We start from the raw sequence: 23,375 nt of genomic DNA, 5'->3' as shown, positions 1-23,375 counted from the left end.
TCTCTTAAAAAATTTAAGTTATTTAACTTTTATCCTCCTTTTTTGATAAAATACAACACTATCCATACTCCTAATTACGTATTGTAAGACATTTCATTTTGATTCAATTTTACATCAACAACATAACCCTTTGATTTAAAAATAATTAACAAAAACAATACTCATGAAAGGAACACTACTCATAAAAATATTTTTATTCTTAGTTACCAGAATGATATATGCCCAATCCGGAGAGATCGATAAGACTTTTAATCCTGTTATTGGTGCAGGAGCTGATGCAACCGTAAAATGTATTATAGAACAAACAGATGGAAAAATCATAATTGCAGGCGAATTTATAAGCTATGATTATAAGTCAAAAAACCGTATCGCAAGACTGAATGCTGACGGAACTACAGACAACTCTTTTAATGTAGGAACCGGAGCCAATGCCACAATTAATACCGCAGCATTGCAGGCGGATGGTAAAATTGTTATTATCGGAGGATTTACTTCTTATAATGGTATTGCTAAAAATCGTATTGCAAGGATTAATGCTGACGGAACTCTAGATACCACTTTTGAACCAGGATCGGGTTTCAATTCTTATAATTCAATTGCAGTTCAGACAGACGGAAAAATTTTGATTGGAGGGTATTTTACATCCTATAATGGTGTGGCAAGAAAGCATATCGCAAGATTAAACTCAGACGGAACACTTGACACATCGTTTGGCTCTGCAGTTGGCCTTGACAGTACCGTTAAAGAAATAGTACTACAACCCGATGGTAAAATTTTAATTATAGGTGATTTTTTGACTTTTGATGGAACTTCCAGAAAAAACATAGCCCGACTCAATGCTGACGGAACACTGGATATTACTTTTAATTCTGGAAATGGGGCTAACGGAATCGAAACGATCGCACTACAGACAGATGGAAAAATCTTAATAGGAGGGTATTTTTCAACTTATAATTTTACTTCAAGTAGCTGTTTTGCCAGACTTAATAGCGATGGAACACTTGATTCTACTTTTAACCTTGGAACTGGATTCGATGGTTCGGTTAGAAAAATTATATCGCAATCAAATGGCAAAATGATAATAGCAGGATCATTCACATCTTATAATGGTACAGCGAAAAACAGTTTAGCAAGACTAAATTCAGACGGAACACTAGACACCACTCTTGATTCTGGCACAGGTGCAAATGAAAGTATTCATGCCATGACTATAAAAACTGATGGTAAAATTTTAACCGGTGGAAACTTCACTTCTTTTAATACTACTTTAATAGGCAGACTTACCCAACTGAATACTGACGGAACTATTGATACTACTTTCTTAAACCCGGGAGGATTTGGAAGCGGATCAAATCAGTCAATTAGCCGTATGGCATTACAGCAAGATGGGAAAATTTTAATTACAGGAGAATTTTTAAGTTCTTACAATGGTATTGCAACAAAAAGACTAGCTCGCCTAAATGCTGATGGAACGCTTGATACCGCTTTTAATACAGGAACAGGACCTAGTAGTTCTGTTTATGCAATTACAACACAACCCGATGGGAAAATTTTAATCGGAGGAAGATTTGGCAATTACAATGGTGTTTCAAGAAATGGTATAGCACGCTTAAATTCAGATGGAACAGTTGATACTACTTTCAACATAGGAACAGGAGTAAACAACAGTATTTATTCAATAGCAGTACAAACCGATGGTAAGATTTTGATTTCAGGATTATTTACCTCTTTTAACGGTACTACAAGAAACAGATTTGCCCGACTTAATGCTGATGGTACATTGGATACCTCTTTTGATCCCGAAGCCGGACCAGATAGTGTTATTTATTCAATAGTAACACAGACTGATGGAAAAATCATAATTGCAGGGACTTTTAAAAACTACAAAGGAACACCTAAACAATGTATTACCCGACTTAATAGTGACGGAACAATTGACACATCATTTAATTTAGGAATTGAAATCGAATGGAATGTTGATGTAGTTAAAATACAGCCGGATGGAAAATTGTTGATATCAGGAACATTTATTGGTTTCACAGGTGCAAATAGTCCTCCACCAGGACTGGCACGCCTTAATGCAGATGGATCATTAGACCCTAGTTTTGTAGCTCAACAACTCTTATTTGTCAATCCTGGAACAAATCCTTACACGAACCCTTCTTCTATGGCGATACAATCCGATGGGAAAATTATAATAGGAGGAACTATTACATCTTATGGAGGTACGCCAATTTTAAATATTGCTCGCCTCAATACAGACGGAACACACGATACTACATTTGTTGCAGGAACGGGAATAGCCAATAATCAGGGAATCAGCAGCAGCGTTGACAATATTATCATGCTGCCAGACGGGAAAATTTTAATTTCTGGTGTTTTTACTTTATACAATGGCATTACAGTCGGTCGCGTGGCCAGAATACTATCAGGAACAACAACGCTCGATGTCCCAGAATCTTATAAAAGTAGTTTTGTCATTTATCCAAATCCGGCAAGCAGCAAAATTAATTTTTCTCAGGAACTTACAGAAATTGCTGTTTACGATATGATGGGAAAGAAAAAAAACATTCCTCATACATCTGATTCGGCAGATATAAGTGCATTACCCAATGGAATTTATATTCTAAAAGGACTTGAAAATAATAAAACAATCGTACAGAAAATAATTAAGAAGTAACACAAATATTTATCATGAAAAAAATCATGGCACTTTTTAATTTTCTTTTTTAATTTCTTGTTCTAAAGATGAAGTTAATAAAGAATCAACTCCAAATTTTACTAATTACCGGTTTCAGTGCTGTGAGTTCTGAAAATACTATAACTATAAACGGCAAAGTCTGTCCGGTTATAAACAGCGTGCAGCAATATCAATCAAATTATTGGCATCAGCGGGATTGGTTTTATTCCAAATGGTCTTAGGGTAAAGTTTGATGAGAGTAATTTTGTAAAAGAATAAAGCTAGAAAATCCGATTCCTTTTTACTAAAAATTACCTTTAAAAAACTAGTATTATTCTAAAGTAATCGAAGTACTGCCAACTATTTCCTGTTTGTCAAAATAATTCACAAAATAGGTTCCTTTCTTAAAATTGTTTTCATCAGCATTTAAGATTCCGTAAGCATTCAGAGATTTACCCTGAAAATCTGCTGTAACAATAAAACTGTAAACCAAAGCCTTATTATTTCCAAATTCAATCAGTTTATCGTCTCCCAAAACAGTATTTTTTTGATCTAAAACCTGAACGTAATATACTCTCTTTCCAGTTTTTGCAACTGCATTTCCATTAATTGTAAAACTAATTTTAAGTTTATCTGTACTTTTGGATTTTGTAGTTTCCAGTTCTTTTCCTGAATTTTTTTCACGAAGCGCAATTACTTTAAAGTTACTCAAAGAAAGTTTTGAAGCATCTTTTAAACTTGACTCTAACTTTTTTTGTTTTGAAACTAAAGTATCATTTTCAGCTCTCTGCTGATACATGACAACATTTTGACTTTCGATTTCGGTTAATAAGTTTTTATTTTGAAATTTCAGTTTTTTAATTTCCTGCATTCTCGTTTCCAGAGAATTTTTCAAATCTAAAAGCTGATTTCTATAAATTTTAATTTGAGCCGCCGTCGGGTTTTGAGAAACTTTAATAAGTTGCATCAAATTTTCGACATTCTTTCTTTCTAATTCCAATTCTCTCGACAAGGTATTTTTTTCAAGAATAGCAACATCATAAGCTTCCTTTAAAGTATTTAAAGAATCTAAAATGTTCATTTGCTCGCTTAATTCTCGCTTGACAGCTGGCATTTTTTTAGCAACAACTTCTTCTTTTATCTCCTTTTCAACATTCTCAGGTTCACTGCTAAAAACCAATACTGTAGCGCCTACTCCTAAAACAAAAATTAATGCAGATAAAGGTTTAAACCACTTGATTTTATTTTGTTTTTTCATAATTACTCACAATTTTTCGCAAAAATACCAATTAATTACAGATTAAAGTCAGTATAAATACTGGTTTTTTAACATTTAAAATAGATAATTTCAAAAAAAGCATATTAAATAAACATATTTAACATTTATGAAGTCTTTTTTAAGATCAAATTTATCAAAATAAGTAATATCTATTTTAACATTTGTTATAATAATGTGAACCGTTATGGAAAAAGGTTTTTAAGTCGTATCTTTGCAGACAATTTCATTTCAACATTGACAGACAGCACTTTAAAATGTAATAATTTAATTACTTTTTAAGGAATATTAAAGGAATGTTGAAAAAGATAAATACCATAAAAACAATGATAAAAGTTTCTGATACTGCCAAAAAGAAAATCATCGATTTGATGACTGATGATGGTTTTGATGCCGCACACGACTACGTTAGAGTAGGCGTAAAAAGTGGCGGATGCTCTGGTTTGTCTTATGATTTAAAATTTGACAAAACCAAAGGAGATGACGATAAAATATTCGTAGATAACGACATACAAATTGCAGTTGAAAAAAAATCATTCCTTTATTTAGCTGGAACAATTTTAGAATTTTCAGGCGGATTAAACGGAAAAGGATTTGTTTTCAATAATCCAAACGCAAGCAGAACTTGCGGATGTGGAGAATCATTTTCGCTTTAGTCAAAAGCCGAAAGTCATAAAGTCTTAAAGACTGCAGATTGACTTTCAGACTTTAGACTTTAAAACTTTAAGACACATTAAAAAATATAATGAGCAAATACACCGAAGACGATTTAAAAATCGAACTGGAAACTAAAGAATATGAGTACGGATTTTATACCAATATAGAATCTGAGACTTTTCCTATTGGCTTAAACGAGGAGATTGTAAGAGCTATTTCTCTTAAAAAGGAAGAACCTGAATGGATGACCGAATGGCGCATCGAGGCTTTTCGTGCTTGGAAAGAAATGATCGAGCCAGAATGGGCAAACGTAAATTACGAAAAGCCAGATTTTCAAGCTATTTCTTACTATTCAGCTCCAAAAGCAGTAGATCCTAATAAAACTTTAGACGATGTAGATCCTGAATTATTAGAGATGTACAAAAAGTTAGGAATCTCTGTAGACGAACAGAAAAAAATGAACAATATCGCTATGGATATCGTTGTCGATTCTGTTTCTGTTGCTACAACTTTCAAGAAAACTTTGGCAGAAAAAGGAATTATTTTCTGTCCGATTTCTGAAGCTATTAAAGAACATCCAGAATTAGTAAAAAAATATTTAGGTACTGTTGTTCCTCAGAAAGATAACTTCTATGCGGCGCTAAACTCAGCTGTTTTCTCTGATGGAAGTTTCTGTTATATTCCAAAAGGCGTAAAATGCCCGATGGAACTTTCGACTTATTTCAGAATCAACCAGGCAGGAACTGGACAATTCGAAAGAACTTTAGTTATTGCTGATGAAGGAAGTTACGTTTCTTACCTTGAAGGATGTACAGCTCCAAGCCGTGACGAAAATCAATTACACGCTGCTGTAGTTGAATTAATCGCTTTGGATGATGCTGAAATTAAATATTCTACAGTTCAAAACTGGTTCCCAGGAAACAAAGAAGGAAAAGGTGGAGTTTACAACTTCGTAACCAAAAGAGGTTTATGCGAAACAAACGCTAAAATTTCTTGGACACAAGTTGAAACAGGTTCTGCTGTAACTTGGAAATATCCTTCTTGTGTATTAAAAGGAGATAATTCAGTAGGAGAATTTTATTCTATTGCTGTTACAAATAATTTCCAACAAGCTGATACTGGAACAAAAATGATCCATTTAGGTAAAAACACTAAATCGACTATTATTTCTAAAGGTATTTCGGCTGGAAAATCACAAAATAGCTACCGTGGTTTAGTGCAGATTTCGCCAAGAGCGGAGAATGCAAGAAACTTTTCTCAATGCGACTCTTTATTAATGGGTAACAATTGTGGTGCGCATACTTTCCCATACATCGAAAGTAAAAATCCATCAGCAAAAATCGAGCATGAAGCAACTACAAGTAAAATTGGAGAAGATCAGGTTTTCTACTGTAACCAAAGAGGTATTCCTACTGAAAAAGCGATTGCATTAATTGTAAACGGTTTCAGTAAAGATGTATTGAACAAACTTCCAATGGAATTTGCTGTTGAAGCTCAAAAATTATTGGAGATTTCTTTAGAAGGTTCTGTAGGATAATTTAAAGATGGAAAATAAAAAAGTCATCATTTTAGGTTCTTCCAGAAAAAACGGAAACACAACAAAAATTGTGGATGAAATTTCGAAAGAACACAACATAGATGTAATTAATTTAAGTGATTATACTATTTCCTATTATGATTACGAAAGCAAAAATATAGGCGATGATTTTTTGCCTCTGATAAGAGGAATTATCGAAAAGTACGACACTTTAATTTTTGCAACGCCCGTTTATTGGTATAATATGAGCGGAATTATGAAGGTCTTTTTTGATAGGATTTCAGATTTGATCCGAATTGAAAAAGAAACCGGAAGAAAACTAAGAGGAAAGAAAATCGGAGTAATTACAAATTCACACGATAATGAAATCGAAGAGAGTTTTTACATTCCGTTTCAAAAATCAGCCGATTATTTAGGCATGGAATATTTAGGACACGCGCATTACAATGCGAACATCTTAAACCAACAAACAAAAATAGAATTGACATTTATATAAAATAAAGAACAATGTTATCAATAAAAAACCTTCACGCCGCGATTGGTGATAAAGAAATCCTTAAGGGAATTAATATAGAAGTTAAAGCTGGAGAAGTTCACGCGATAATGGGACCAAACGGTTCTGGAAAAAGTACACTTTCTGCTGTTATTGCAGGAAATGAAAATTATGAAGTTACAGACGGAGAGGTAATTCTTGACGGAGAAGATCTTGCTGATTTAGCTCCTGAAGAAAGAGCGCACAAAGGTGTTTTCCTTTCTTTTCAATATCCGGTAGAAATTCCTGGAGTTAGTGTAACTAACTTTATGAAAACTGCGATCAACGAAACTCGTAAAGCAAACGGACAGGAAGAAATGCCTGCAAACGAAATGCTGAAAGTGATTCGTGAGAAATCTGAATTGTTAGAAATCGACCGTAAATTTTTATCTCGTTCTTTAAATGAAGGTTTTTCTGGAGGAGAGAAAAAAAGAAACGAGATTTTCCAAATGGCAATGTTAGAGCCAAAATTAGCTATTCTTGACGAAACCGATTCTGGTCTTGACATTGATGCTTTAAGAATTGTGGCTAATGGTGTAAACAAATTAAAAAGCGACAAAAACGCAATTATCGTTATTACACACTACCAACGTTTGTTAGATTATATCGTTCCAGATTTCGTTCACGTTCTTTACAACGGTAGAATCGTAAAATCTGGCGGAAAAGAGTTGGCTTACGAATTAGAAGAAAAAGGATACGACTGGATTAAAGCAGAGAATTAATTTGTTTCATGTTTCATGTTTTTTTAGTTTCAAGTTGAATTACATTTTGTAAGTTTAAACTTAAAATTATAAAATAAGAAATGGCAACAATTACGAGGTTTGAAGATTTAGAAATCTGGAAAGAGGCAAGACGATTAGCAAAAGAAATACATTTAATTTCAGTTAAAACAGAGTTAAGATCCGATCTCAGATTTAAAAATCAAATAAAAAGTTCTTCGGGTTCAGTAATGGATAACATTGCGGAAGGTTTTGAAAGAGATGGAAATTTAGAATTTCGACAATTTTTATCAATTGCAAAAGGTTCGGCTGGAGAGACAAGATCTCAATTATATCGAGTCTTTGATTTTGAATATATTTCAGAAGAAAAATTCGAAGCTTTAAAAAAAGATTATGAAAATTTAAGCGGTAAAATAAAAAACTTTATCACTTATCTAAATAAAAAAGATTTCAAAGGAAATAAGTTTCAAAAAACATGAAACATTCAACCTGAAACAAAAGGATCCAAAGGAAATCAAGTTCCAACGAGCAAACGTGAAACTTGAAACCTGAAACTCCGAAGGAAACAAACAACAGAAATGGATTTAAAAGAAAAATTAGTATCGTCTTTTATGGCTTTTGAAGAGCGTGTTGATGTGCATTCAGATTTGCATGACATCCGTACAAATGCTATAAAAAACTTCGAAAATAAAGGTTTCCCAACCAAAAAGGAAGAAGCTTGGAAATACACATCCCTAAATGCCATCTTAAAAAATGACTTTACGGTTTTTCCAAAGCAGGAAAATGCAATCGAATTCAATCAGGTAAAAAAATACTTTTTGCACGAAATTGACACTTATAAATTAGTTTTTATTGATGGTGTTTTCAGTTCGCATTTGTCTTCTACAACTCACGACGGAATCGATGTTTGTTTGATGTCTTCTGCATTGACCAAACCAAAATATAAAATGGTTATTGATACTTACTTTAATCAAATTGCTAGTAAAGATGACAGCTTGACTTCATTGAATACTGCATTTGCGATTGAAGGTGCTTTTATCAATATTCCAAAGAAAAAAGTAGCTGACAAACCTATTGAAATTATGTATTTCTCAACTGGAAATGAAGCTGCATTAATGGTTCAGCCAAGAAATTTGGTAATTGTGGGTGAAAATTCACATGTTCAAATTATCGAGCGTCACCAAAGTTTGAATGAAAATCCGGTTTTAACAAATTCTGTTACTGAGATTTTCGCTCAAAAACGCGCCATTGTTGACTATTACAAAATTCAAAACGACAACAGCGAGGCAAACTTAATTGACAACACTTACGTTTCTCAGCAGCAAGAAAGCCACGCTTCTGTTCATACTTTCTCATTTGGAGGAAATTTAACTCGTAACAACTTAAACTTTTACCATTTCGGAGAAAGATTGACTAGTACGCTTAACGGTATTTCTATCTTGAATGACAAACAACACGTTGACCATTATACTTTGGTAAATCACGCACAGCCAAACTGCGAAAGTTTCCAGGATTATAAAGGAATTTTCTCTGATCGTTCGACAGGAGTTTTCAACGGAAAAGTTTTGGTAGAAAAAGAAGCTCAGAAAACAAATGCTTTCCAAAAAAGCAACAACATTTTATTGAGCGACAAAGCTACAATCAACGCAAAACCACAATTGGAAATTTTTGCAGATGACGTAAAATGTTCTCACGGATGTACTGTTGGACAGCTTGATGAAACAGCTATGTTCTACATGCAATCTCGCGGAATCCCGAAAAAAGAAGCTAAAGCTTTATTGATGTACGCATTCTCAAATGCCGTAATCGAAAGCATTAAAATACCAGAATTAAAACAAAGAATTACTAAAATTATTGCCAACAAATTAGGCGTGAATTTAGGATTTGATTTGTAATAAATTCTATTTAAAAATAAAAAAACCGATAAGTTTTAAAGCTTATCGGTTTTTTTATGAAAACTAATTATCTCATTCTTGAGACACTAAAATTTTTGTACCTTTTGATCTTTTTCTCGAATATTTAAAAGATTGAAGCATTTTATCTTTGAGATTATCTGAATAAGGCAACTCACTTTTAGGCTTAAATAAAATTTCAAACTCTCTTAAAGAATTAAAACCCGCTAAACCTATATTATATTTTTTAAATAATTCAATATTTTTTAATGCCACATTAACTCCTACAGAAGGAATAACCACATAAGATATATTCGAAAAACTTTTATACCTAAACGCTTGTTTCATCGCCTGTTTCCAATCTTTTAATTTTAACTCAAAAGCTATTAATTCGATTTTATCATCATTTTTATCATAGTATACAAAATCAGGGATTCCGAATAATCCCTTACATTCTTTCATATAACTATTCCCGAAATTTTCTTTCAAAAATTTCTCAAAAACAACAGACATTTCTTGCTCACTATTAAACATAAGAGTTAAATTTCTTTTTCAAAAGCATTTATAACATTAAACCAAGTCGACAAGTGTGACCCATCGCTATCATTGTCCAAAAGTACATTGTTTTCAATGATTTTAAACAAATTTAATGCTTCTTTAATGGTTTGTTTTACATAAAAAATCCTATCCGACTGTAATTCAGGCAACTGTTTAATTTGTTTATCGAAAACAAAAAAATAATGTTTGTATGGCTCCGCTTTTGCAAAGTGCCATTTGAAATCAGGTTTAAACATTAAAGGTTTAAATTCTGAATCATCAAAAAAATCTTCATAGTTCGTTATAAGTTTTTCCATTGCCTGTATATACACATAATCAACCCATTGAAGGAGAAAACTACTATACAATCTAGCATTAGGACCTCTCATTGGTGCATTTTCTAAATCTTGAAATCTTTTTATCCCAAAAGAACGTAGATTTTCATATGAACCTATAGTTACCGAGTCAGGCATTGCAATTGAATACAATAACGCTTCAGTATTACAATAACCAATATGAACCTCTAGCTGATTCATTTTTAAAATTTTAATAAATCTTAAAACATTTAGTAAATAATCAAAATCTTTAATTTGTTTTGAAGTAAAATTGTTCTCAAATATTATATATACTCCATCTATATTTTGATGACCAGTAATCCAATTTAAAACTTCATTTTTCTTTTCATCATCTGTCAACATAACTGTTTTAATAATTGCTGACAGCAAGACTTTTTTAGAATTTTTAATCTCTTTTAAATATTCACAAAATGGGTCTACAAAAAAATCCGTAGAATCTAGAAAATAATTTGTTGGATTATCAGCGTGATACCTTGTAGGGATTACTAAATATTCAAAATCATTTTCTATTTGATAATCAACGCATAACTTTGCTAATTCATCTTGAGAATTATCCAAATCTGGCGTGCTAAAATCTGGTTTTAAATTTCCTGGAAAATATGGATAAGTATCTAGACTCCCCTTTGCTTCATTTAATAAATAAAGTTGAGGATCTAAAAAACTTACTTGCTTCATTTTTTCTTTAAAAGAAATAAGTTTATCTGAATCAATATTTATTGGAGAAAAAATCAAACCATCTCCAACACCTTTTTCAAAACTTTCTATATTCCAATTATATCTAAATCCAGTTTGGTGATAAATTTTCATCTATAAATATGTTTTTAAAAATTCTTTAAATAGCGAATAATTTCTAAATCTCATATAAGGTTGAGTATGTAATACTTTTAAAGCTAATTCTGACATCTGTTTATTTTGGTTTACATTTTCATTTTCAACAATATAATTATTTCTCAAAATGTTTTCCATTATTGAATATTTACTTCCAGATTCATTAAATGGATGCTGTCCAAGATACAACTCCAATGCTATTACAACTAAAGCAAAAAAATCAGTTCTTAGATCAATAGAATTTTTGTTATTTGTCAATTGTTCTGATGATGCATAAATTGGCGTACATGGACCAACTGGCGAGATTGTCTTCGTCAATGACTCTAAATCTAAAAATCGGGCTATCCCTAAATCAATTATACAAGGCTTCATATTTGGCCTTAAAATAATATTCTCAGGCTTCAAATCTCTATGAACAACATTTTTATCCCAAATTAATGACAATCCATCAATCAACAAATCCAATAAGGAAAAAATTTCAGAAGGATTGTTATAAAAAATATGCAAATTATCTCTAAGCGTTGATCCTTCAATATACTCTTCTACAATTTCAAATTCGTTTGTTTTAAAATCTATATTAAAATGATATTGTTTAGGATAATATTCCGAATCTAATTCATCTAATAATTTTACCTCCCGTTTAATCCGTTCTAAGGATGTAAAACTTTTTATTAATCCTTTTTTTATAACAACTTTACCAAATTTAGGATGCTCAGCTAAAAAAACCTTTTTTTGACCTCCTTGTGCAAATTCTTTAATTGATGTACATTCAGTAATCATATTTCATTAAATTTAATAACGAATATAAGAAAAATAAGCCAAATTATTACTTCTTCACACTATCAATAACCTCCTTCAAAAACCCATTAAAATCAAATCCAGGTTCTTCTTCTCTCACTCCCATTCTCACAATCACCATATCTTTTGATGGAATAATCGCTACCATTTGACCTTGGTAACCACTGCAATAAAACATATCACGAGGAACATCTGGGAATTTTCCGCCTGCGTTTAACCAAAACTGAGCGCCATATTTTCCTTCAGAAGTATTTGTCGGAGTTGCAGTATATTTTACCCAACTTTCGTCAAGGATTTGTTCGCCGTTCCAGTTTCCTTTGTGCAGATATAATAATCCAAATTTTGACCAGTCGCGTGGCGTTGCCCATCCATATGATGAACCAACGAAAGTCCCGCTCATGTCTTGTTCGACGATCATCGAATTCATTCCAATTTTGTCGATTACGGCGCTGTACCAAAAATCAAGATATTCTTGCTGTGTTTTAAATTGTCTTCTTAAAATAAGAGACAATAAATTGGTAGTTCCAGACGAATAATTCCAATGTGTGTTGGGCTTGAATTGTGCTGGTTTATCCAATTGTACTTTTCCCATATCCTCGGCCTGAAAAAGCATTTTTGTAGCATCGCAGATCGTGCTGTAATTCTCTTCCCATTCTAAACCAGAATTCATGTGAAGCAAATCGTTTAGCGTAATATTTTTGCGTTCATCATTTTTCCATTCTGCAACCGGAGCAGGTTTATAAATATCAATTTTTTCTTGTTTTGCCAAAACTCCAAAAGCTGAACTTGTGATACTTTTCGTCATTGACCAACCTAAAATTTTACTGTCTTTATTGAATCCCGTATCGTATTCTTCGGCAATCAAATGATCTTTATACAAAACTACAACTGCGCGAGTTCTTTTAATTCTTGCACCTGTTTTGTCAAAAGCATTATCAACTGCTTTTTTCAATTTTGAATAATCAACATTTGAAAATGAAGTATCTTTTGGCTCATTATTTCCGTACGGAAAAGAAAGATTATTTTCTAATTTCGTTCTTTTTGGAAGCAAATATGGTTTTGTAATATCAAAATCATCATTAATCAAAGTGGCTCCGAGACCTTCACGATAAATGGCTTTTCTTTCTTTCAATCCATAAACAGATGAAATCGCAAACTTCCCAGCATCATCAATTGAGTTTTTGGCCAAATCAACCAAATTGATATCATTGTCTGTTTTCTGAATTAAATCTAACGAACGATTATCTATAAAATGTCCCGAAGCGACACTTTTTGCCGAAAAACCAGAAATCAAATCGAGCTTCGGATACGTCGTAAAACCGAAGTACAAAAAAGCAAGAACCAAAACAAGAAGGAATACTTTGAGAATTTTTTTCATAATGATTAGATATTTTTACTGCAATATAAATAATTTATGTTCACGATTTTAAGCATCAAATTAGAAAACTGTTTCAGATAATTCAGAAAACCGAATTGATTTTTACAGAATCAGCATTTACGCCCTCAATCAATGGCGCCATAAAAGGAAATTATAGAATTTCTGTATAAACAAATTTAGTTTTAGTACTTTTGTAAATAGATTTTTTCTAAATAAGACATGCTAGATATTCAAAAAATAAGAGCTGATTTCCCGATACTTTCTCAAACTGTAAACGGAAAGCCATTAGTATATTTCGACAACGGAGCTACTTCGCAAAAACCACAAGTTGTAATTGATGCTGAAGTAAAATATTATCAAGAAATCAACGCCAATATTCACCGTGGCGTTCACACTTTAAGCCAATTAGCAACTGACGCTTACGAGGTTGCGCGTGGAAAGGTAAAAGAGCACATCAACGCAAAACATACTCACGAAGTGCTTTTTACATCAGGAACTACACACGGAATTAACTTAGTTGCAAACGGTTTTGCTTCTATCTTAAAACCTGGTGATGAAGTCGTTGTTTCTTCTTTGGAACACCACAGTAACATTGTGCCTTGGCAGATGTTATGCGAAAAAACTGGAGCGATTTTAAAAGTTATTCCAATCAATGACAATGGAGAATTGATCATGGAAGAATTTGACAAATTGCTTTCAGACAAAACAAAAATCGTTACGGTAAACCATATTTCAAATGCATTGGGAATCATTAACCCAATCAAATATATCATTGACAAAGCGCATGCTGTCGGTTCTGCAGTTTTGATTGACGGTGCGCAGGCTGTTCCGCATTTAAAACCAGATGTTCAGGAATTAGATTGCGATTTTTATGCTTTTTCTGGTCATAAAATGTGCGGTCCAACTGGAACTGGAATTCTTTACGGAAAAGAAGATTGGTTAAACAAACTTCCTCCTTACCAAGGTGGCGGCGAAATGATCAAAGAAGTTACTTTTGAGAAAACCACTTACGCTGATCTTCCGCATAAATTCGAAGCTGGAACTCCAAATATTGCGGGTGGAATCGTATTAGGAACTGCAATTGATTATTTAAACGAAATTGGTTTTGATAATATTCAGTCATACGAGCACGAACTTTTAGAACATGCTACAAAACGTTTATCTGAAATTGAAGGCATTAGAATCTACGGAACCGGAAAAAATAAAGCTTCTGTAGTTTCGTTTAATATTGATGGAATCCACCCGTATGATGTTGGTTCTATTATTGATAAATTAGGAATCGCGGTTAGAACTGGACATCATTGCGCGCAACCCATCATGAATTTCTTCTGTATTCCGGGAACAATTCGTGCTTCTTTTTCTTTTTACAACACAAAAGAAGAAATTGATGCAATGGTAGATGCTGTGAAAAAAGCGCAAACCATGTTAAGCTAAAAAAAAAACGAAAGTATGAGAATATTATCATTATTGCTTTTAACTCTTTTTATTGCAACTGGATGTTGCAGTCAAAAAAAGACCGATATGAAATCTACACAAATTGAATATTCTGCACTTTCTAGAGGTTATTATAAAGTAATAACAGTACAAGATAAAACGGTTTCTGTTACTAAAGAACGTAACGCTGAGGCGGTTAAAAACAATATCGATGATGCGAGATGGAATAAAATTGTTTCCGCATTTTCAAAAGTGAATTTGGAAGGTCTTTCTACATTAAAGGCGCCGACCAATAAACGAACTTATGATGGCGCTGCAATAGGAAATTTAAAAATAGTAAAAGACGGAAAAACATATGAAACTCCTGGTTTCGACAATGGTTTTCCACCAAAAGAAATCGAAGAACTAGTAAATTTATTAGTTGATTTTTCTAAAGAATAATTATGACGATAAAAGAAATACAAGACGAAATAATAGACGAATTTTCAATGTTTGATGATTGGATGCAACGTTATGAATACATCATCGAACTAGGAAAAAGTCTTCCGTTAATCAAAGAAGAATACAAAACCGACGAGAATTTAATCAAAGGTTGTCAGTCAAAAGTTTGGCTGCAAGGTGAACAAAATGATGATAAAATTGTTTTCACGGCAGATAGTGATGCTATTTTGACAAAAGGAATTATTGCGATTTTAATTCGTGCTTTCTCGAATCAAAAAGCAAAAGATATTCTGGAAGCTGACACAGATTTTATTGACGAAATCGGATTAAAAGAACATTTATCTGCAACACGTGCCAACGGTTTGGTTTCGATGATCAAAAACATAAAAATGTACGCTTTGGCTTTTGATGCTAAAAACAAAAATTAAAAAAAAATAAACCATTAAGGCATTAAGATGCATAAAGCTTTGCGCTTAATTTTTCTTAAGAGAATTAAGTTTAGTAAGAGTAAAACTTTATTTTCTTAATCTCTTAATGGTAAAAAACTAAATACAAAAATGGAACAAGAAATTGATACAAACGAATTAGGAGAATCAATCGTAAGAGTTTTAAAAGGCATTTACGATCCTGAGATTCCTGTAGATATTTACGAATTAGGATTAATTTACGACGTAATGGTAAACACAGATTACGAGGTAAAAATCTTAATGACCCTTACCTCTCCAAACTGCCCAGTTGCTGAAAGTTTGCCAAGAGAAGTAGAAGAAAAAGTAAAAACAATTGAAAACATCAAAGATGTTGACGTTGAAATTACTTTTGATCCACCTTGGAGCAAAGATTTAATGAGCGAAGAAGCGAAATTAGAATTAGGAATGCTTTAATATTTATTTCAGGTTTAAAGTTTCACGTTTCAGGTTAGACAACTTGAAACGTGAAACCTCAAACTTGAAACCATTTTCATTATGGAAGAAATCATCAATAAAGTTGCCAATAGTGCTTTAGAAGTTTTTGATCTTGAGGATTATTATCCAAAAGGAATGCGTGTGCAAATTGACATTTCGCAATGGCTTTTGGAAGGATTTTTATTGAAAGAAAAGGACTTTAGAGAGCATCTTAAAAATCACGATTGGTCACAATATCAAGATCAGTATGTGGCTGTACATTGCAGTACCGATGCCATTATTCCTGCTTGGGCTTTAATCTTAGTTAGCGTTCATTTGGCTCCTTTTGCAAAAAAAGTAGTCAACGGAAGTATTGAAGATTTAGACGCAAGCCTTTACGAAGAAATTTTGAGTAAAATCGATTATACTGCTTATCAAGGTAAACCTGTGATTGTGAAAGGTTGTTCTAGAAAACCAGTTCCAATGCGTGCTTACATTTTGGCAACAAACTACTTACAGCCGTTTGCGAGAAGTATCATGTATGGGGAGGCATGTTCTGCTGTTCCTTTGTACAAAGAATCTAAGAAATAACCTGCAATTACAGACAATTTATCCCTTGGTTTTCCGTTGGTTTTAGTATATTTGATAACACACTTAAACTAAACACCATGAGAAAGATCCTCTTATTACTCTTCGTTTTAGCAAATCTTACTTTCGTTCAAGCCCAAAATACTGAAAAAGAGCTAGCCCAAAATACCGAAAAAGCCGTAAAAAAAATCAATGACACCATTGAAAAAGAAGGTTGGAAAGCAAAAGGAACCGTATCGCTTTTATTAAATCAATCGAGTTTTAACAACTGGATTGCAGGTGGAGAAGACAGTTTCTCAGGAACACTCGGAATCAACTACGATTTCAATTACAAAAAAGATGACGTAACTTGGGACAATAAAGTTCTGGCGTCTTATGGTTTACTGCAAACTAAAAACACCGATTTCAGCAAAAAAACCGACGACCGTTTAGAATTCAACTCGATACTTGGTAAACGAGCATTTGGAGAATGGTACTACTCTTTCTTTCTGAATTTTAGAACGCAGTTTACAACAGGTTACATTTACGGCCAAGATGCAAACGGAAAAGAAATTAGAACAGAAAACACCAAATTTATGTCTCCAGGATATTTAACAACAGGTCCTGGTATTTATTGGTCTAAAGATGAAAATCTTAAAATAAACTTTGCACCACTAACTTCAAAATTCACTTTTGTTGACAACGCATATACTACGGGTATAGATCAAAACACCGGATTGCCTTACGTTGACGGCGCATATTTTGGTGTAGATGCCAATAAATCGATGCGTTACGAACTCGGTTTCTACGCTTCTGTATATTACAAATTAGCCATTATGACCAACGTAACAGCAGAAAACGCCTTAAATCTTTATTCCAATTATTTAGAAGATCCACAAAACGTAGACATCAATTACTCTTTGAATATTGTCATGAAGATTAACAAATTTCTATCTGCAAACTTAGCTTTCCAGGCTATTTATGATGATAACGCTTTCAAAGGTCTTCAAACCCGTGAAGTATTTGGTTTGGGAGTAAACTTCGGATTCTAATAATCAGAAGCAATGCAAAAGGCATTTTAGCAAACATGGTTTCCCGCTCTCGGCTATATCTCGCTGTTGCCCGACATCGGGCCAGCAAGGATACCGCCTCCATCGGGGCTAGATACAAACAATTGGCTTCTTTTAAAAAACAAACCCTCTAATAAAAATTTAGAGGGTTTATTGTTTTATAATGACTTAGCTTTTATGCGAACAATTTTATCATCTTTCATAATAACTAATTCGCTGTTCGATTTCTTTTTGAATTCAATTAACCTTTCATAAACTAGATCCATTGCCTCCAAAATTTTAGTTTGTGTTTCTGATCTTTTATATGTTTTCATTATAATTATTTTTAAATCTATTATATTTCAATTCGTTGATTATATCTATTTCCGTATCAAACATTTTCTGCGCAAGCAACTCAGGTTTACCAAATGAATTATCAAAAATCATTACCTCATCTACAATTGGCAAATATATATCAAATAAGTTTTTTATCCCATTAACATATCTACGTCTAATAACATCTATTTCAATATTATGACCACCTTCTTTAATCCTAGTTTTCACTCTTTCTATTGCTAGATCAACATCTTGCAACCAAAAAAAAAGAAGTACAACTTTATATTTTTTTTCTTGTGCTATTTTAACTTTAGATTTATAACTTTTAGTAGCAAGAGTAGTTTCAAAAGCAAATACCTCATCGTTTAACAACAATTCATCAATACGGCGAAGCATAATTCTACCTGCTTCAAAAGCAACTTTTTCGGGTTGAAACGGAGATAAACCTTTTGCAATTTCATCAGCATTTACAAATTCCTTACAATCTAAAATTTGGGGCAATATCGTGAATGAAGCAGTTGTTTTACCAGCACCATTACATCAAAGATATAAAATAAAAGCTTCTAAAATATTTAAAATAAAAACGGCTTTTGATAATTCAAAAGCCGTTTTTATTTTATTCTTCTTCATCTTTTTCAACTGCATCCTTATAATCCGGATACAAGAAATTGTTGTATGGGAATCGAGTTATGTGAATCTGACGAACCGCTTCATAAACTCTCTCTCTAAATTCTTCAAAATTTTCTTTGTTTCTGGCAGAAATAAACAACGCTTTATCTTCTCCAACATTACTCATCCAAGTCTGTTTCCACTCGTCAAGCGTATAATGTTTACGTGTTCTTTCCGTAATTAAATCATCTTCATCGATAGTCAGGTGTTTGTAAGTATCGATTTTATTGAAAACCATAATAGTGGGTTTATCGTTACTTTTTATTTCCTGCAAAATCTTGTTTACCGATTCAATATGATCTTCAAAATCAGGATGCGAAATATCAACAACGTGCAAAAGCAAATCGGCCTCACGAACCTCGTCTAGCGTACTTTTAAAAGAATCGACCAATTGTGTTGGCAACTTTCTAATAAATCCAACCGTATCCGAAAGTAAAAAAGGAAGGTTTTTAATCACCACTTTTCGAACTGTCGTATCCAAAGTTGCAAAGAGTTTATTTTCAACAAAAACATCACTTTTACCAATTGCATTCATCAAAGTCGATTTACCAACATTGGTATATCCAACCAAAGCGACACGAACCATCGCACCTCGATTGCTTCGCTGAATACCCATTTGCTTATCGATTGTTTTGATTTTCTCTTTTAGTAACGAAATCCGATCACGTACAATACGTCTATCGGTTTCAATCTCCGTTTCTCCCGGTCCACGCATACCAATACCTCCTTTTTGACGCTCAAGGTGCGTCCATAAACCAGAAAGTCTTGGCAATAAATATTGACATTGCGCCAATTCAACTTGCGTTCTTGCATATGAAGTTTCAGCTCTTTGAGCAAAAATATCCAAAATCAAATTGGTTCTGTCCAGAATTTTACAATCGATAATTCTGGAAATATTTTTTTGTTGAGATGGTGTTAACTCATCATCAAATATTACAGTAGATATTTTGTTTTCTTTTACAAAAAGATTGATGTCGTCTATTTTTCCCGTTCCCACAAAAGTCTTCGGATTCGGGCGTTCCATTTTTTGCGAAAAGCGTTTTATCACTTCACCACCAGCGGTAAAAGTCAAAAACTCCAATTCGTCTAAATATTCATTTAGCTTTTCTTCACTTTGACTTTGAGTAACAATTCCAACAATAACTGTTCTCTCAAAATTTATAACTTCTTTTTCTAACATAGTCTTGAATAAGTTGCAAATTTAATCATTTGTCGGCTACAATCAATTACACAATTTGGTTTTTAAATTTATATCTAAACTTCATTCTAAACCAACACAAAAAAATGGAACTCTGTCAAGTTACCTCAACAAAATTCCACCTCTGAATGGTCTTATTTTAAAAAAATTTATTCGTAGATAAATGTTTTTTCTGTTTTTACAATTCCATTTTCTTCAATCTGAGAACAAGAAATTGGAAAATTCAGTTTATTGTATTTGTATTTTCTGCTTACCGCTACCAATGCTGTAGAAGACGGACTGAAATTCATTTCGTTATTATATGAAATAGATTCGAACGGAAATTCTTCTTCATGGTAAGAAATCATTGGAACAATTACTTTATAATTATCTCCAAAAAGACTTTGAACAATTAATTGATCTACCGATTTTTTATCATCATAAGTAAATGATTTAGAGATTTTATCTCCAACTAATCCTTTATGTTTAGATACATTATCATTTACATAAACATATTCTAATTTTCCAATAATAGCTTTGTTTCTATCTCGCGAAGTACGTCTTACAATAATTCCGTTTTCAACCAAATATTCGATATCATCTACTAAATTTTGGTGATTGGTGCTTTTTTTAGTCGTTACTTTTACACGCGCACCTTCATACATAAATGAAACTGTTTTGGTAATATAATTTGGGCCTTCCTGATACTTTTTTACAAATTTTGTAATGTTATTATCTGCATTGTAAGTATAATTTACAACCTCTTTCCAGTCGCTTCCTACTTTGTCTTTTACGGTCATATCCAGCAAACCGTTTTTGTTGTAGAAGAAATGCTGCACAACATCAGAAGTTGTAATACTTTGAACTTTACCTTCTTTAAAAACTAGCGTTTTATTTACAATTTCGCCGTCTTTAGAATTTTGGTAATTGGTCTTTACAATGTTGATTTGCTTAAGTCGAACTGGTGCGTCCTGACTGTGTATTACGCATGGAAAAACCATCATTAAGATGGCAAGAAAGTAGGTTTTCATGTGATATTTGTATTGATTTGGGACGACCAAAATACAAAATTCAATTAGATTTTGGGAATTTGAAGTACAAAAACTACAAACTTTTCAATAAAATCATAAAAACCAACAGATTAATTTACATTTTAAAAACTATACTTTACTTTTCTCCAAATTTATTTATTCTGAATTAAAAGATAAATCTAAACTTCTCTAGCATACATTACTAAATATATGTCATTTTTGAAAATTTCTCTATGCAATAAATAGTAGTAAAATAAAGGAACAAATCAATATTACAAGTACAACTACACCAAATAACAATTTAAATTTATCTTTCCTATTTATAATATTTATATTACCATTGTAAGGATAAGGATAATTGTTATTAGAATTTATCTCAGTTTTTGTGTTTTCAAAAAGAGTATTAATCAACATTTCTAATAACTTTCTTGTTTCTTGTGATTTCATTTCTTTACTTAGTTTAATACTGACATTAAGTTATTGACATACAAAATATAAGCGTCAATTTAAATATTATTAAAAGTATAATTTTAGAAATTTTAAAAGTTCCCTTATAAGGTTTAAAAATATTAGAATAAGACAATTAATTATTACAAAAGCAAAATGAGTTTATAATTTCTTCTTTATTTAGAAATTTTAGAAGACAAACCTAATTCTTTCATATATCTCCCTGCCGTTGTACTTGATATTTTATGTCCGCGATTTTGAAGTATTTTTGCGATTCTTTGTGCGCCATATCGCTGCTTGAATTTGAAAAAAAAATATATTATTTCTTTCTTTATCAAAATTTTTTTCTGCTTCGTTTCTGATAAATTCTGACTCTTCCACGTACTGTATGTACGTGTACTAACATTTAGAACTTTACACATTATTCTGATCGAATATTTTTTTTCGTTAGCCTGTATAAATCTAAAAATTTCGAATTTACCTTGATGGAGAAGATTGTTTCCTTTTTTTAAAATTTCAAATTTCAAATCAGCCTCTTTAATTCTCTTTTCAAGCGCGAAGACTATCTTTTCTGTAGAATTTAATTTTAAAAAACCAGTTCCTGGAAAACTTTCAGTTCCATATTGTTCGTAATCCTGTTGCCATCTAGTAAGTAAAGAAGAATCAATATTAAGTTCTCTTCCAACTTCAGCTTTATTTCCTTTTTTATAGCTCAAAAGTACTGCGTTTACTTTGAAATCACGATCATATATTTTATTCATCTTGGAAAACATATTTCATTTTTTAACGTTAAAAAATTCATTTATTTATCGGTTAAAAGTTATTTTTTACTTAACTATTTTATATTGCTTTGAATATTTATTCCCTTTTTGATTTATACAAATATCTGTGGACTTAATTACCAGCATTAAATTCTTCTATTGTTTTTAGGTTCAAAGAAGAATGTATTCTTTCTCTATTATACCAATTTTCTATAAAATCGAATATTTCTGCTTTCATTTTCTTTTTAGACAGAAGCTTCGTCTGTCTATATATTAATTCTCTTTTTAAAGTACCGAAAAAACTTTCCGCCAATGCATTATCAGTAAAATCTCCTTTACGACTCATACTTCGTGTTATACATGGATACGAGTTCAATTTATCTGCAAAAACTTTATTTGCATATTGCAATCCCCTATCTGAGTGAAATATTAAATGATTTGAAATTTCACGTCTAGAAATAGCCATTTCAAAAGCTGGTAATGTTGTGTTTTTGGTTGATAAATCATCACTCAGAGCCCACCCGATTATTTTTCTATCATATGCATCTATTATAATTGTTAAATAGATAAATCCTACTCTTGTATTTATATATGTAATATCAGAAGCCCAAAGTTTAGATGGAGCATCTCTATAAAATTCCCTATTTAATACATTAGGACATGTATAAAAATTGTGCTTTGAATCAGTAGTTAATTTAAACTTTCTTTTTAGTTTCCTATATAAGTTCATTTTTCTCATATATAATGCGACTTGATTACGTGATTTTTTATAACCTTTTTTCTCAAGTTCTCTTGTTATTTTACTGGACCCATATTGTTTATTAAACAAATAATACAATGAAGCTACTTCTTCTTTTAATTTATTTATTTCTTTTTTTCTTTCTGAAACAATCCCATTTTTCCAGTTATCATAAACACGCCTGTGTATTCCGAAAACCCAACACATTCTTTTTATTGAATATTTCTTTTCATTTTCCCTAATAAACAAGTAAATCATTGGATTAACCATTAAAAGATATTTAGTTCCTTTTTCAAAAATTTCAAAATTTTGTTCTGATTGTTTTACTCTCTTTTCAAGTTCAAAAATTTTCCGATTTTCGACCCTCATTTTTATACCGCCACTTCCCGGAAAACCTCCGATGCCAAATTCTTTATATGTTTTACGCCAAATTGATAATTTAGAAGAAGATATCCCAAGTTCTCTAGCAAACTCTGAAAGATTACTTTTTTTATAACTCAATTGTACTGCATTCTCTTTAAAAAGATCAGAATATTTTCTTTGTTTTCCTTTCATGGCTCAAAAATCAACATAACTATTTAAAAACCAATTTAATAACTTTTTATTTATTATCATTTTTTTTAATTTTAAGATTATTTTATAAAACTGTTATT

General features: G+C 32.0%; 24 protein-coding genes. 13 read left to right on the top strand and 11 right to left on the bottom strand.

Annotated features, from left to right (window positions below):
- The first annotated feature begins 163 nt into the window (after positions 1-163).
- Positions 164-2,680 (top strand): T9SS type A sorting domain-containing protein, encoded by a 2,517-nt coding sequence (locus K6T82_RS14365; protein WP_223706874.1) that lies wholly within the window; start codon positions 164-166, stop codon positions 2,678-2,680.
- 331 nt (positions 2,681-3,011) lie between these two features.
- Here K6T82_RS14365 and K6T82_RS14360 read toward each other — a convergent pair whose 3' ends face one another.
- Entirely contained in the window at positions 3,012-3,938 is a 927-nt protein-coding gene (locus K6T82_RS14360) for a hypothetical protein (protein ID WP_223706872.1), read from the bottom strand.
- Between the two features lie 344 nt (positions 3,939-4,282).
- On the opposite strand from K6T82_RS14360, the gene K6T82_RS14355 reads away from it, so the two are divergent.
- The 6 genes from K6T82_RS14355 (at position 4,283) to sufD (ending at position 9,296) form a co-directional block, all read left to right on the top strand.
- Positions 4,283-4,612, top strand: a complete 330-nt coding sequence (locus tag K6T82_RS14355) for a HesB/IscA family protein (protein ID WP_026727150.1) — start codon at positions 4,283-4,285, stop codon at positions 4,610-4,612.
- Between the two features lie 89 nt (positions 4,613-4,701).
- Positions 4,702-6,150, top strand: coding sequence for a Fe-S cluster assembly protein SufB (gene sufB / locus K6T82_RS14350; RefSeq protein ID WP_223706870.1), 1,449 nt, complete (start codon positions 4,702-4,704; stop codon positions 6,148-6,150).
- Positions 6,151-6,157: 7 nt separating this feature from the next.
- Positions 6,158-6,646 (top strand): flavodoxin family protein, encoded by a 489-nt coding sequence (locus K6T82_RS14345; RefSeq protein ID WP_223706868.1) that lies wholly within the window; start codon positions 6,158-6,160, stop codon positions 6,644-6,646.
- A gap of 11 nt (positions 6,647-6,657) precedes the next feature.
- The gene (sufC, locus tag K6T82_RS14340; protein WP_008466070.1) at positions 6,658-7,404 is read left to right on the top strand and encodes a Fe-S cluster assembly ATPase SufC; all 747 of its coding nucleotides are present in this window, start codon (positions 6,658-6,660) and stop codon (positions 7,402-7,404) included.
- A gap of 80 nt (positions 7,405-7,484) precedes the next feature.
- Entirely contained in the window at positions 7,485-7,880 is a 396-nt protein-coding gene (locus K6T82_RS14335) for a four helix bundle protein (protein ID WP_223706865.1), read from the top strand.
- Between the two features lie 99 nt (positions 7,881-7,979).
- The gene (sufD, locus tag K6T82_RS14330) at positions 7,980-9,296 is read left to right on the top strand and encodes a Fe-S cluster assembly protein SufD (protein WP_223706863.1); all 1,317 of its coding nucleotides are present in this window, start codon (positions 7,980-7,982) and stop codon (positions 9,294-9,296) included.
- Between the two features lie 72 nt (positions 9,297-9,368).
- On the opposite strand, the gene K6T82_RS14325 is transcribed toward sufD, so the two are convergent.
- The 4 genes from K6T82_RS14325 to K6T82_RS14310 are packed head-to-tail and all read right to left on the bottom strand — an operon-like array spanning position 9,369 to position 13,190.
- Positions 9,369-9,827 carry a hypothetical protein gene (locus K6T82_RS14325; RefSeq protein ID WP_223706861.1) on the bottom strand — a complete coding sequence of 153 codons (459 nt, stop codon included), beginning with the start codon at positions 9,825-9,827 and terminating at the stop codon, positions 9,369-9,371.
- A gap of 5 nt (positions 9,828-9,832) precedes the next feature.
- Positions 9,833-10,993: a hypothetical protein gene (locus tag K6T82_RS14320; RefSeq protein ID WP_223706859.1), complete on the bottom strand. Its 1,161-nt coding sequence runs from the start codon at positions 10,991-10,993 to the stop codon at positions 9,833-9,835.
- Entirely contained in the window at positions 10,994-11,794 is an 801-nt protein-coding gene (locus K6T82_RS14315) for a serine/threonine-protein kinase (protein WP_223706857.1), read from the bottom strand.
- Positions 11,795-11,840: 46 nt separating this feature from the next.
- On the bottom strand, positions 11,841-13,190 hold the full coding sequence (locus K6T82_RS14310) for a serine hydrolase domain-containing protein (protein ID WP_223706854.1): 1,350 nt from the start codon (positions 13,188-13,190) through the stop codon (positions 11,841-11,843).
- A 219-nt stretch (positions 13,191-13,409) separates the two neighbouring features.
- Between K6T82_RS14310 and K6T82_RS14305 the strand changes: the two genes are divergently transcribed.
- The 6 genes from K6T82_RS14305 to K6T82_RS14280 all read left to right on the top strand — a co-directional run bounded on the left by K6T82_RS14305 (position 13,410) and on the right by K6T82_RS14280 (position 17,565).
- The gene (locus K6T82_RS14305) at positions 13,410-14,624 is read left to right on the top strand and encodes an aminotransferase class V-fold PLP-dependent enzyme (RefSeq protein WP_223706851.1); all 1,215 of its coding nucleotides are present in this window, start codon (positions 13,410-13,412) and stop codon (positions 14,622-14,624) included.
- A gap of 87 nt (positions 14,625-14,711) precedes the next feature.
- Positions 14,712-15,065: a hypothetical protein gene (locus tag K6T82_RS14300; RefSeq protein ID WP_223706849.1), complete on the top strand. Its 354-nt coding sequence runs from the start codon at positions 14,712-14,714 to the stop codon at positions 15,063-15,065.
- Positions 15,066-15,067: 2 nt separating this feature from the next.
- Entirely contained in the window at positions 15,068-15,493 is a 426-nt protein-coding gene (locus tag K6T82_RS14295; RefSeq protein ID WP_223706846.1) for a SufE family protein, read from the top strand.
- A gap of 129 nt (positions 15,494-15,622) precedes the next feature.
- The gene (locus tag K6T82_RS14290) at positions 15,623-15,946 is read left to right on the top strand and encodes an SUF system Fe-S cluster assembly protein (RefSeq protein ID WP_012023258.1); all 324 of its coding nucleotides are present in this window, start codon (positions 15,623-15,625) and stop codon (positions 15,944-15,946) included.
- Between the two features lie 81 nt (positions 15,947-16,027).
- Entirely contained in the window at positions 16,028-16,537 is a 510-nt protein-coding gene (locus K6T82_RS14285; RefSeq protein WP_223706844.1) for a DUF2480 family protein, read from the top strand.
- A 77-nt stretch (positions 16,538-16,614) separates the two neighbouring features.
- Complete coding sequence (locus K6T82_RS14280) at positions 16,615-17,565, top strand: DUF3078 domain-containing protein (protein WP_223706841.1); 951 nt, start codon at positions 16,615-16,617, stop codon at positions 17,563-17,565.
- A gap of 176 nt (positions 17,566-17,741) precedes the next feature.
- Here K6T82_RS14280 and K6T82_RS14275 read toward each other — a convergent pair whose 3' ends face one another.
- From K6T82_RS14275 to K6T82_RS14250, 6 genes are all read right to left on the bottom strand, one after another.
- Entirely contained in the window at positions 17,742-17,897 is a 156-nt protein-coding gene (locus K6T82_RS14275; RefSeq protein WP_223706839.1) for a hypothetical protein, read from the bottom strand.
- A complete protein-coding gene (locus tag K6T82_RS14270; protein ID WP_223706837.1) occupies positions 17,884-18,399 on the bottom strand; it encodes an ATPase in 516 nt (171 codons plus the stop codon). Before K6T82_RS14270 ends, K6T82_RS14275 begins: the two co-directional genes overlap by 14 nt.
- A gap of 115 nt (positions 18,400-18,514) precedes the next feature.
- The gene (hflX, locus tag K6T82_RS14265) at positions 18,515-19,747 is read right to left on the bottom strand and encodes a GTPase HflX (RefSeq protein WP_223706835.1); all 1,233 of its coding nucleotides are present in this window, start codon (positions 19,745-19,747) and stop codon (positions 18,515-18,517) included.
- A gap of 167 nt (positions 19,748-19,914) precedes the next feature.
- The gene (locus K6T82_RS14260) at positions 19,915-20,775 is read right to left on the bottom strand and encodes a hypothetical protein (RefSeq protein ID WP_223706831.1); all 861 of its coding nucleotides are present in this window, start codon (positions 20,773-20,775) and stop codon (positions 19,915-19,917) included.
- Between the two features lie 623 nt (positions 20,776-21,398).
- Complete coding sequence (locus tag K6T82_RS14255; RefSeq protein WP_223706829.1) at positions 21,399-21,983, bottom strand: IS3 family transposase; 585 nt, start codon at positions 21,981-21,983, stop codon at positions 21,399-21,401.
- Positions 21,984-22,116: 133 nt separating this feature from the next.
- Positions 22,117-23,277 (bottom strand): IS3 family transposase, encoded by a 1,161-nt coding sequence (locus tag K6T82_RS14250; protein ID WP_223706827.1) that lies wholly within the window; start codon positions 23,275-23,277, stop codon positions 22,117-22,119.
- Between the last annotated feature and the right edge of the window lie 98 nt (positions 23,278-23,375).

The organism is Flavobacterium potami (genome assembly GCF_020026915.1).
Classification (GTDB): Bacteria; Bacteroidota; Bacteroidia; order Flavobacteriales; family Flavobacteriaceae; genus Flavobacterium; species Flavobacterium potami.
Note: the sequence above shows the minus strand (reverse complement) of the source record. Positions and strands in the feature narration are given on the sequence as shown.

What these genes read in the sequence shown, in the direction of transcription:
- K6T82_RS14365 (WP_223706874.1), top strand. Translation starts at nt 164, where the DNA reads ATGAAAGGAACACTACTCATAAAAATATTTTTATTCTTAGTTACCAGA.
- K6T82_RS14360 (WP_223706872.1), bottom strand. Translation starts at nt 3,938, where the DNA reads ATGAAAAAACAAAATAAAATCAAGTGGTTTAAACCTTTATCTGCATTA.
- K6T82_RS14355 (WP_026727150.1), top strand. Translation starts at nt 4,283, where the DNA reads ATGATAAAAGTTTCTGATACTGCCAAAAAGAAAATCATCGATTTGATG.
- sufB (WP_223706870.1), top strand. Translation starts at nt 4,702, where the DNA reads ATGAGCAAATACACCGAAGACGATTTAAAAATCGAACTGGAAACTAAA.
- K6T82_RS14345 (WP_223706868.1), top strand. Translation starts at nt 6,158, where the DNA reads ATGGAAAATAAAAAAGTCATCATTTTAGGTTCTTCCAGAAAAAACGGA.
- sufC (WP_008466070.1), top strand. Translation starts at nt 6,658, where the DNA reads ATGTTATCAATAAAAAACCTTCACGCCGCGATTGGTGATAAAGAAATC.
- K6T82_RS14335 (WP_223706865.1), top strand. Translation starts at nt 7,485, where the DNA reads ATGGCAACAATTACGAGGTTTGAAGATTTAGAAATCTGGAAAGAGGCA.
- sufD (WP_223706863.1), top strand. Translation starts at nt 7,980, where the DNA reads ATGGATTTAAAAGAAAAATTAGTATCGTCTTTTATGGCTTTTGAAGAG.
- K6T82_RS14325 (WP_223706861.1), bottom strand. Translation starts at nt 9,827, where the DNA reads ATGTTTAATAGTGAGCAAGAAATGTCTGTTGTTTTTGAGAAATTTTTG.
- K6T82_RS14320 (WP_223706859.1), bottom strand. Translation starts at nt 10,993, where the DNA reads ATGAAAATTTATCACCAAACTGGATTTAGATATAATTGGAATATAGAA.
- K6T82_RS14315 (WP_223706857.1), bottom strand. Translation starts at nt 11,794, where the DNA reads ATGATTACTGAATGTACATCAATTAAAGAATTTGCACAAGGAGGTCAA.
- K6T82_RS14310 (WP_223706854.1), bottom strand. Translation starts at nt 13,190, where the DNA reads ATGAAAAAAATTCTCAAAGTATTCCTTCTTGTTTTGGTTCTTGCTTTT.
- K6T82_RS14305 (WP_223706851.1), top strand. Translation starts at nt 13,410, where the DNA reads ATGCTAGATATTCAAAAAATAAGAGCTGATTTCCCGATACTTTCTCAA.
- K6T82_RS14300 (WP_223706849.1), top strand. Translation starts at nt 14,712, where the DNA reads ATGAAATCTACACAAATTGAATATTCTGCACTTTCTAGAGGTTATTAT.
- K6T82_RS14295 (WP_223706846.1), top strand. Translation starts at nt 15,068, where the DNA reads ATGACGATAAAAGAAATACAAGACGAAATAATAGACGAATTTTCAATG.
- K6T82_RS14290 (WP_012023258.1), top strand. Translation starts at nt 15,623, where the DNA reads ATGGAACAAGAAATTGATACAAACGAATTAGGAGAATCAATCGTAAGA.
- K6T82_RS14285 (WP_223706844.1), top strand. Translation starts at nt 16,028, where the DNA reads ATGGAAGAAATCATCAATAAAGTTGCCAATAGTGCTTTAGAAGTTTTT.
- K6T82_RS14280 (WP_223706841.1), top strand. Translation starts at nt 16,615, where the DNA reads ATGAGAAAGATCCTCTTATTACTCTTCGTTTTAGCAAATCTTACTTTC.
- K6T82_RS14275 (WP_223706839.1), bottom strand. Translation starts at nt 17,897, where the DNA reads ATGAAAACATATAAAAGATCAGAAACACAAACTAAAATTTTGGAGGCA.
- hflX (WP_223706835.1), bottom strand. Translation starts at nt 19,747, where the DNA reads ATGTTAGAAAAAGAAGTTATAAATTTTGAGAGAACAGTTATTGTTGGA.
- K6T82_RS14260 (WP_223706831.1), bottom strand. Translation starts at nt 20,775, where the DNA reads ATGAAAACCTACTTTCTTGCCATCTTAATGATGGTTTTTCCATGCGTA.
- K6T82_RS14255 (WP_223706829.1), bottom strand. Translation starts at nt 21,983, where the DNA reads ATGAATAAAATATATGATCGTGATTTCAAAGTAAACGCAGTACTTTTG.
- K6T82_RS14250 (WP_223706827.1), bottom strand. Translation starts at nt 23,277, where the DNA reads ATGAAAGGAAAACAAAGAAAATATTCTGATCTTTTTAAAGAGAATGCA.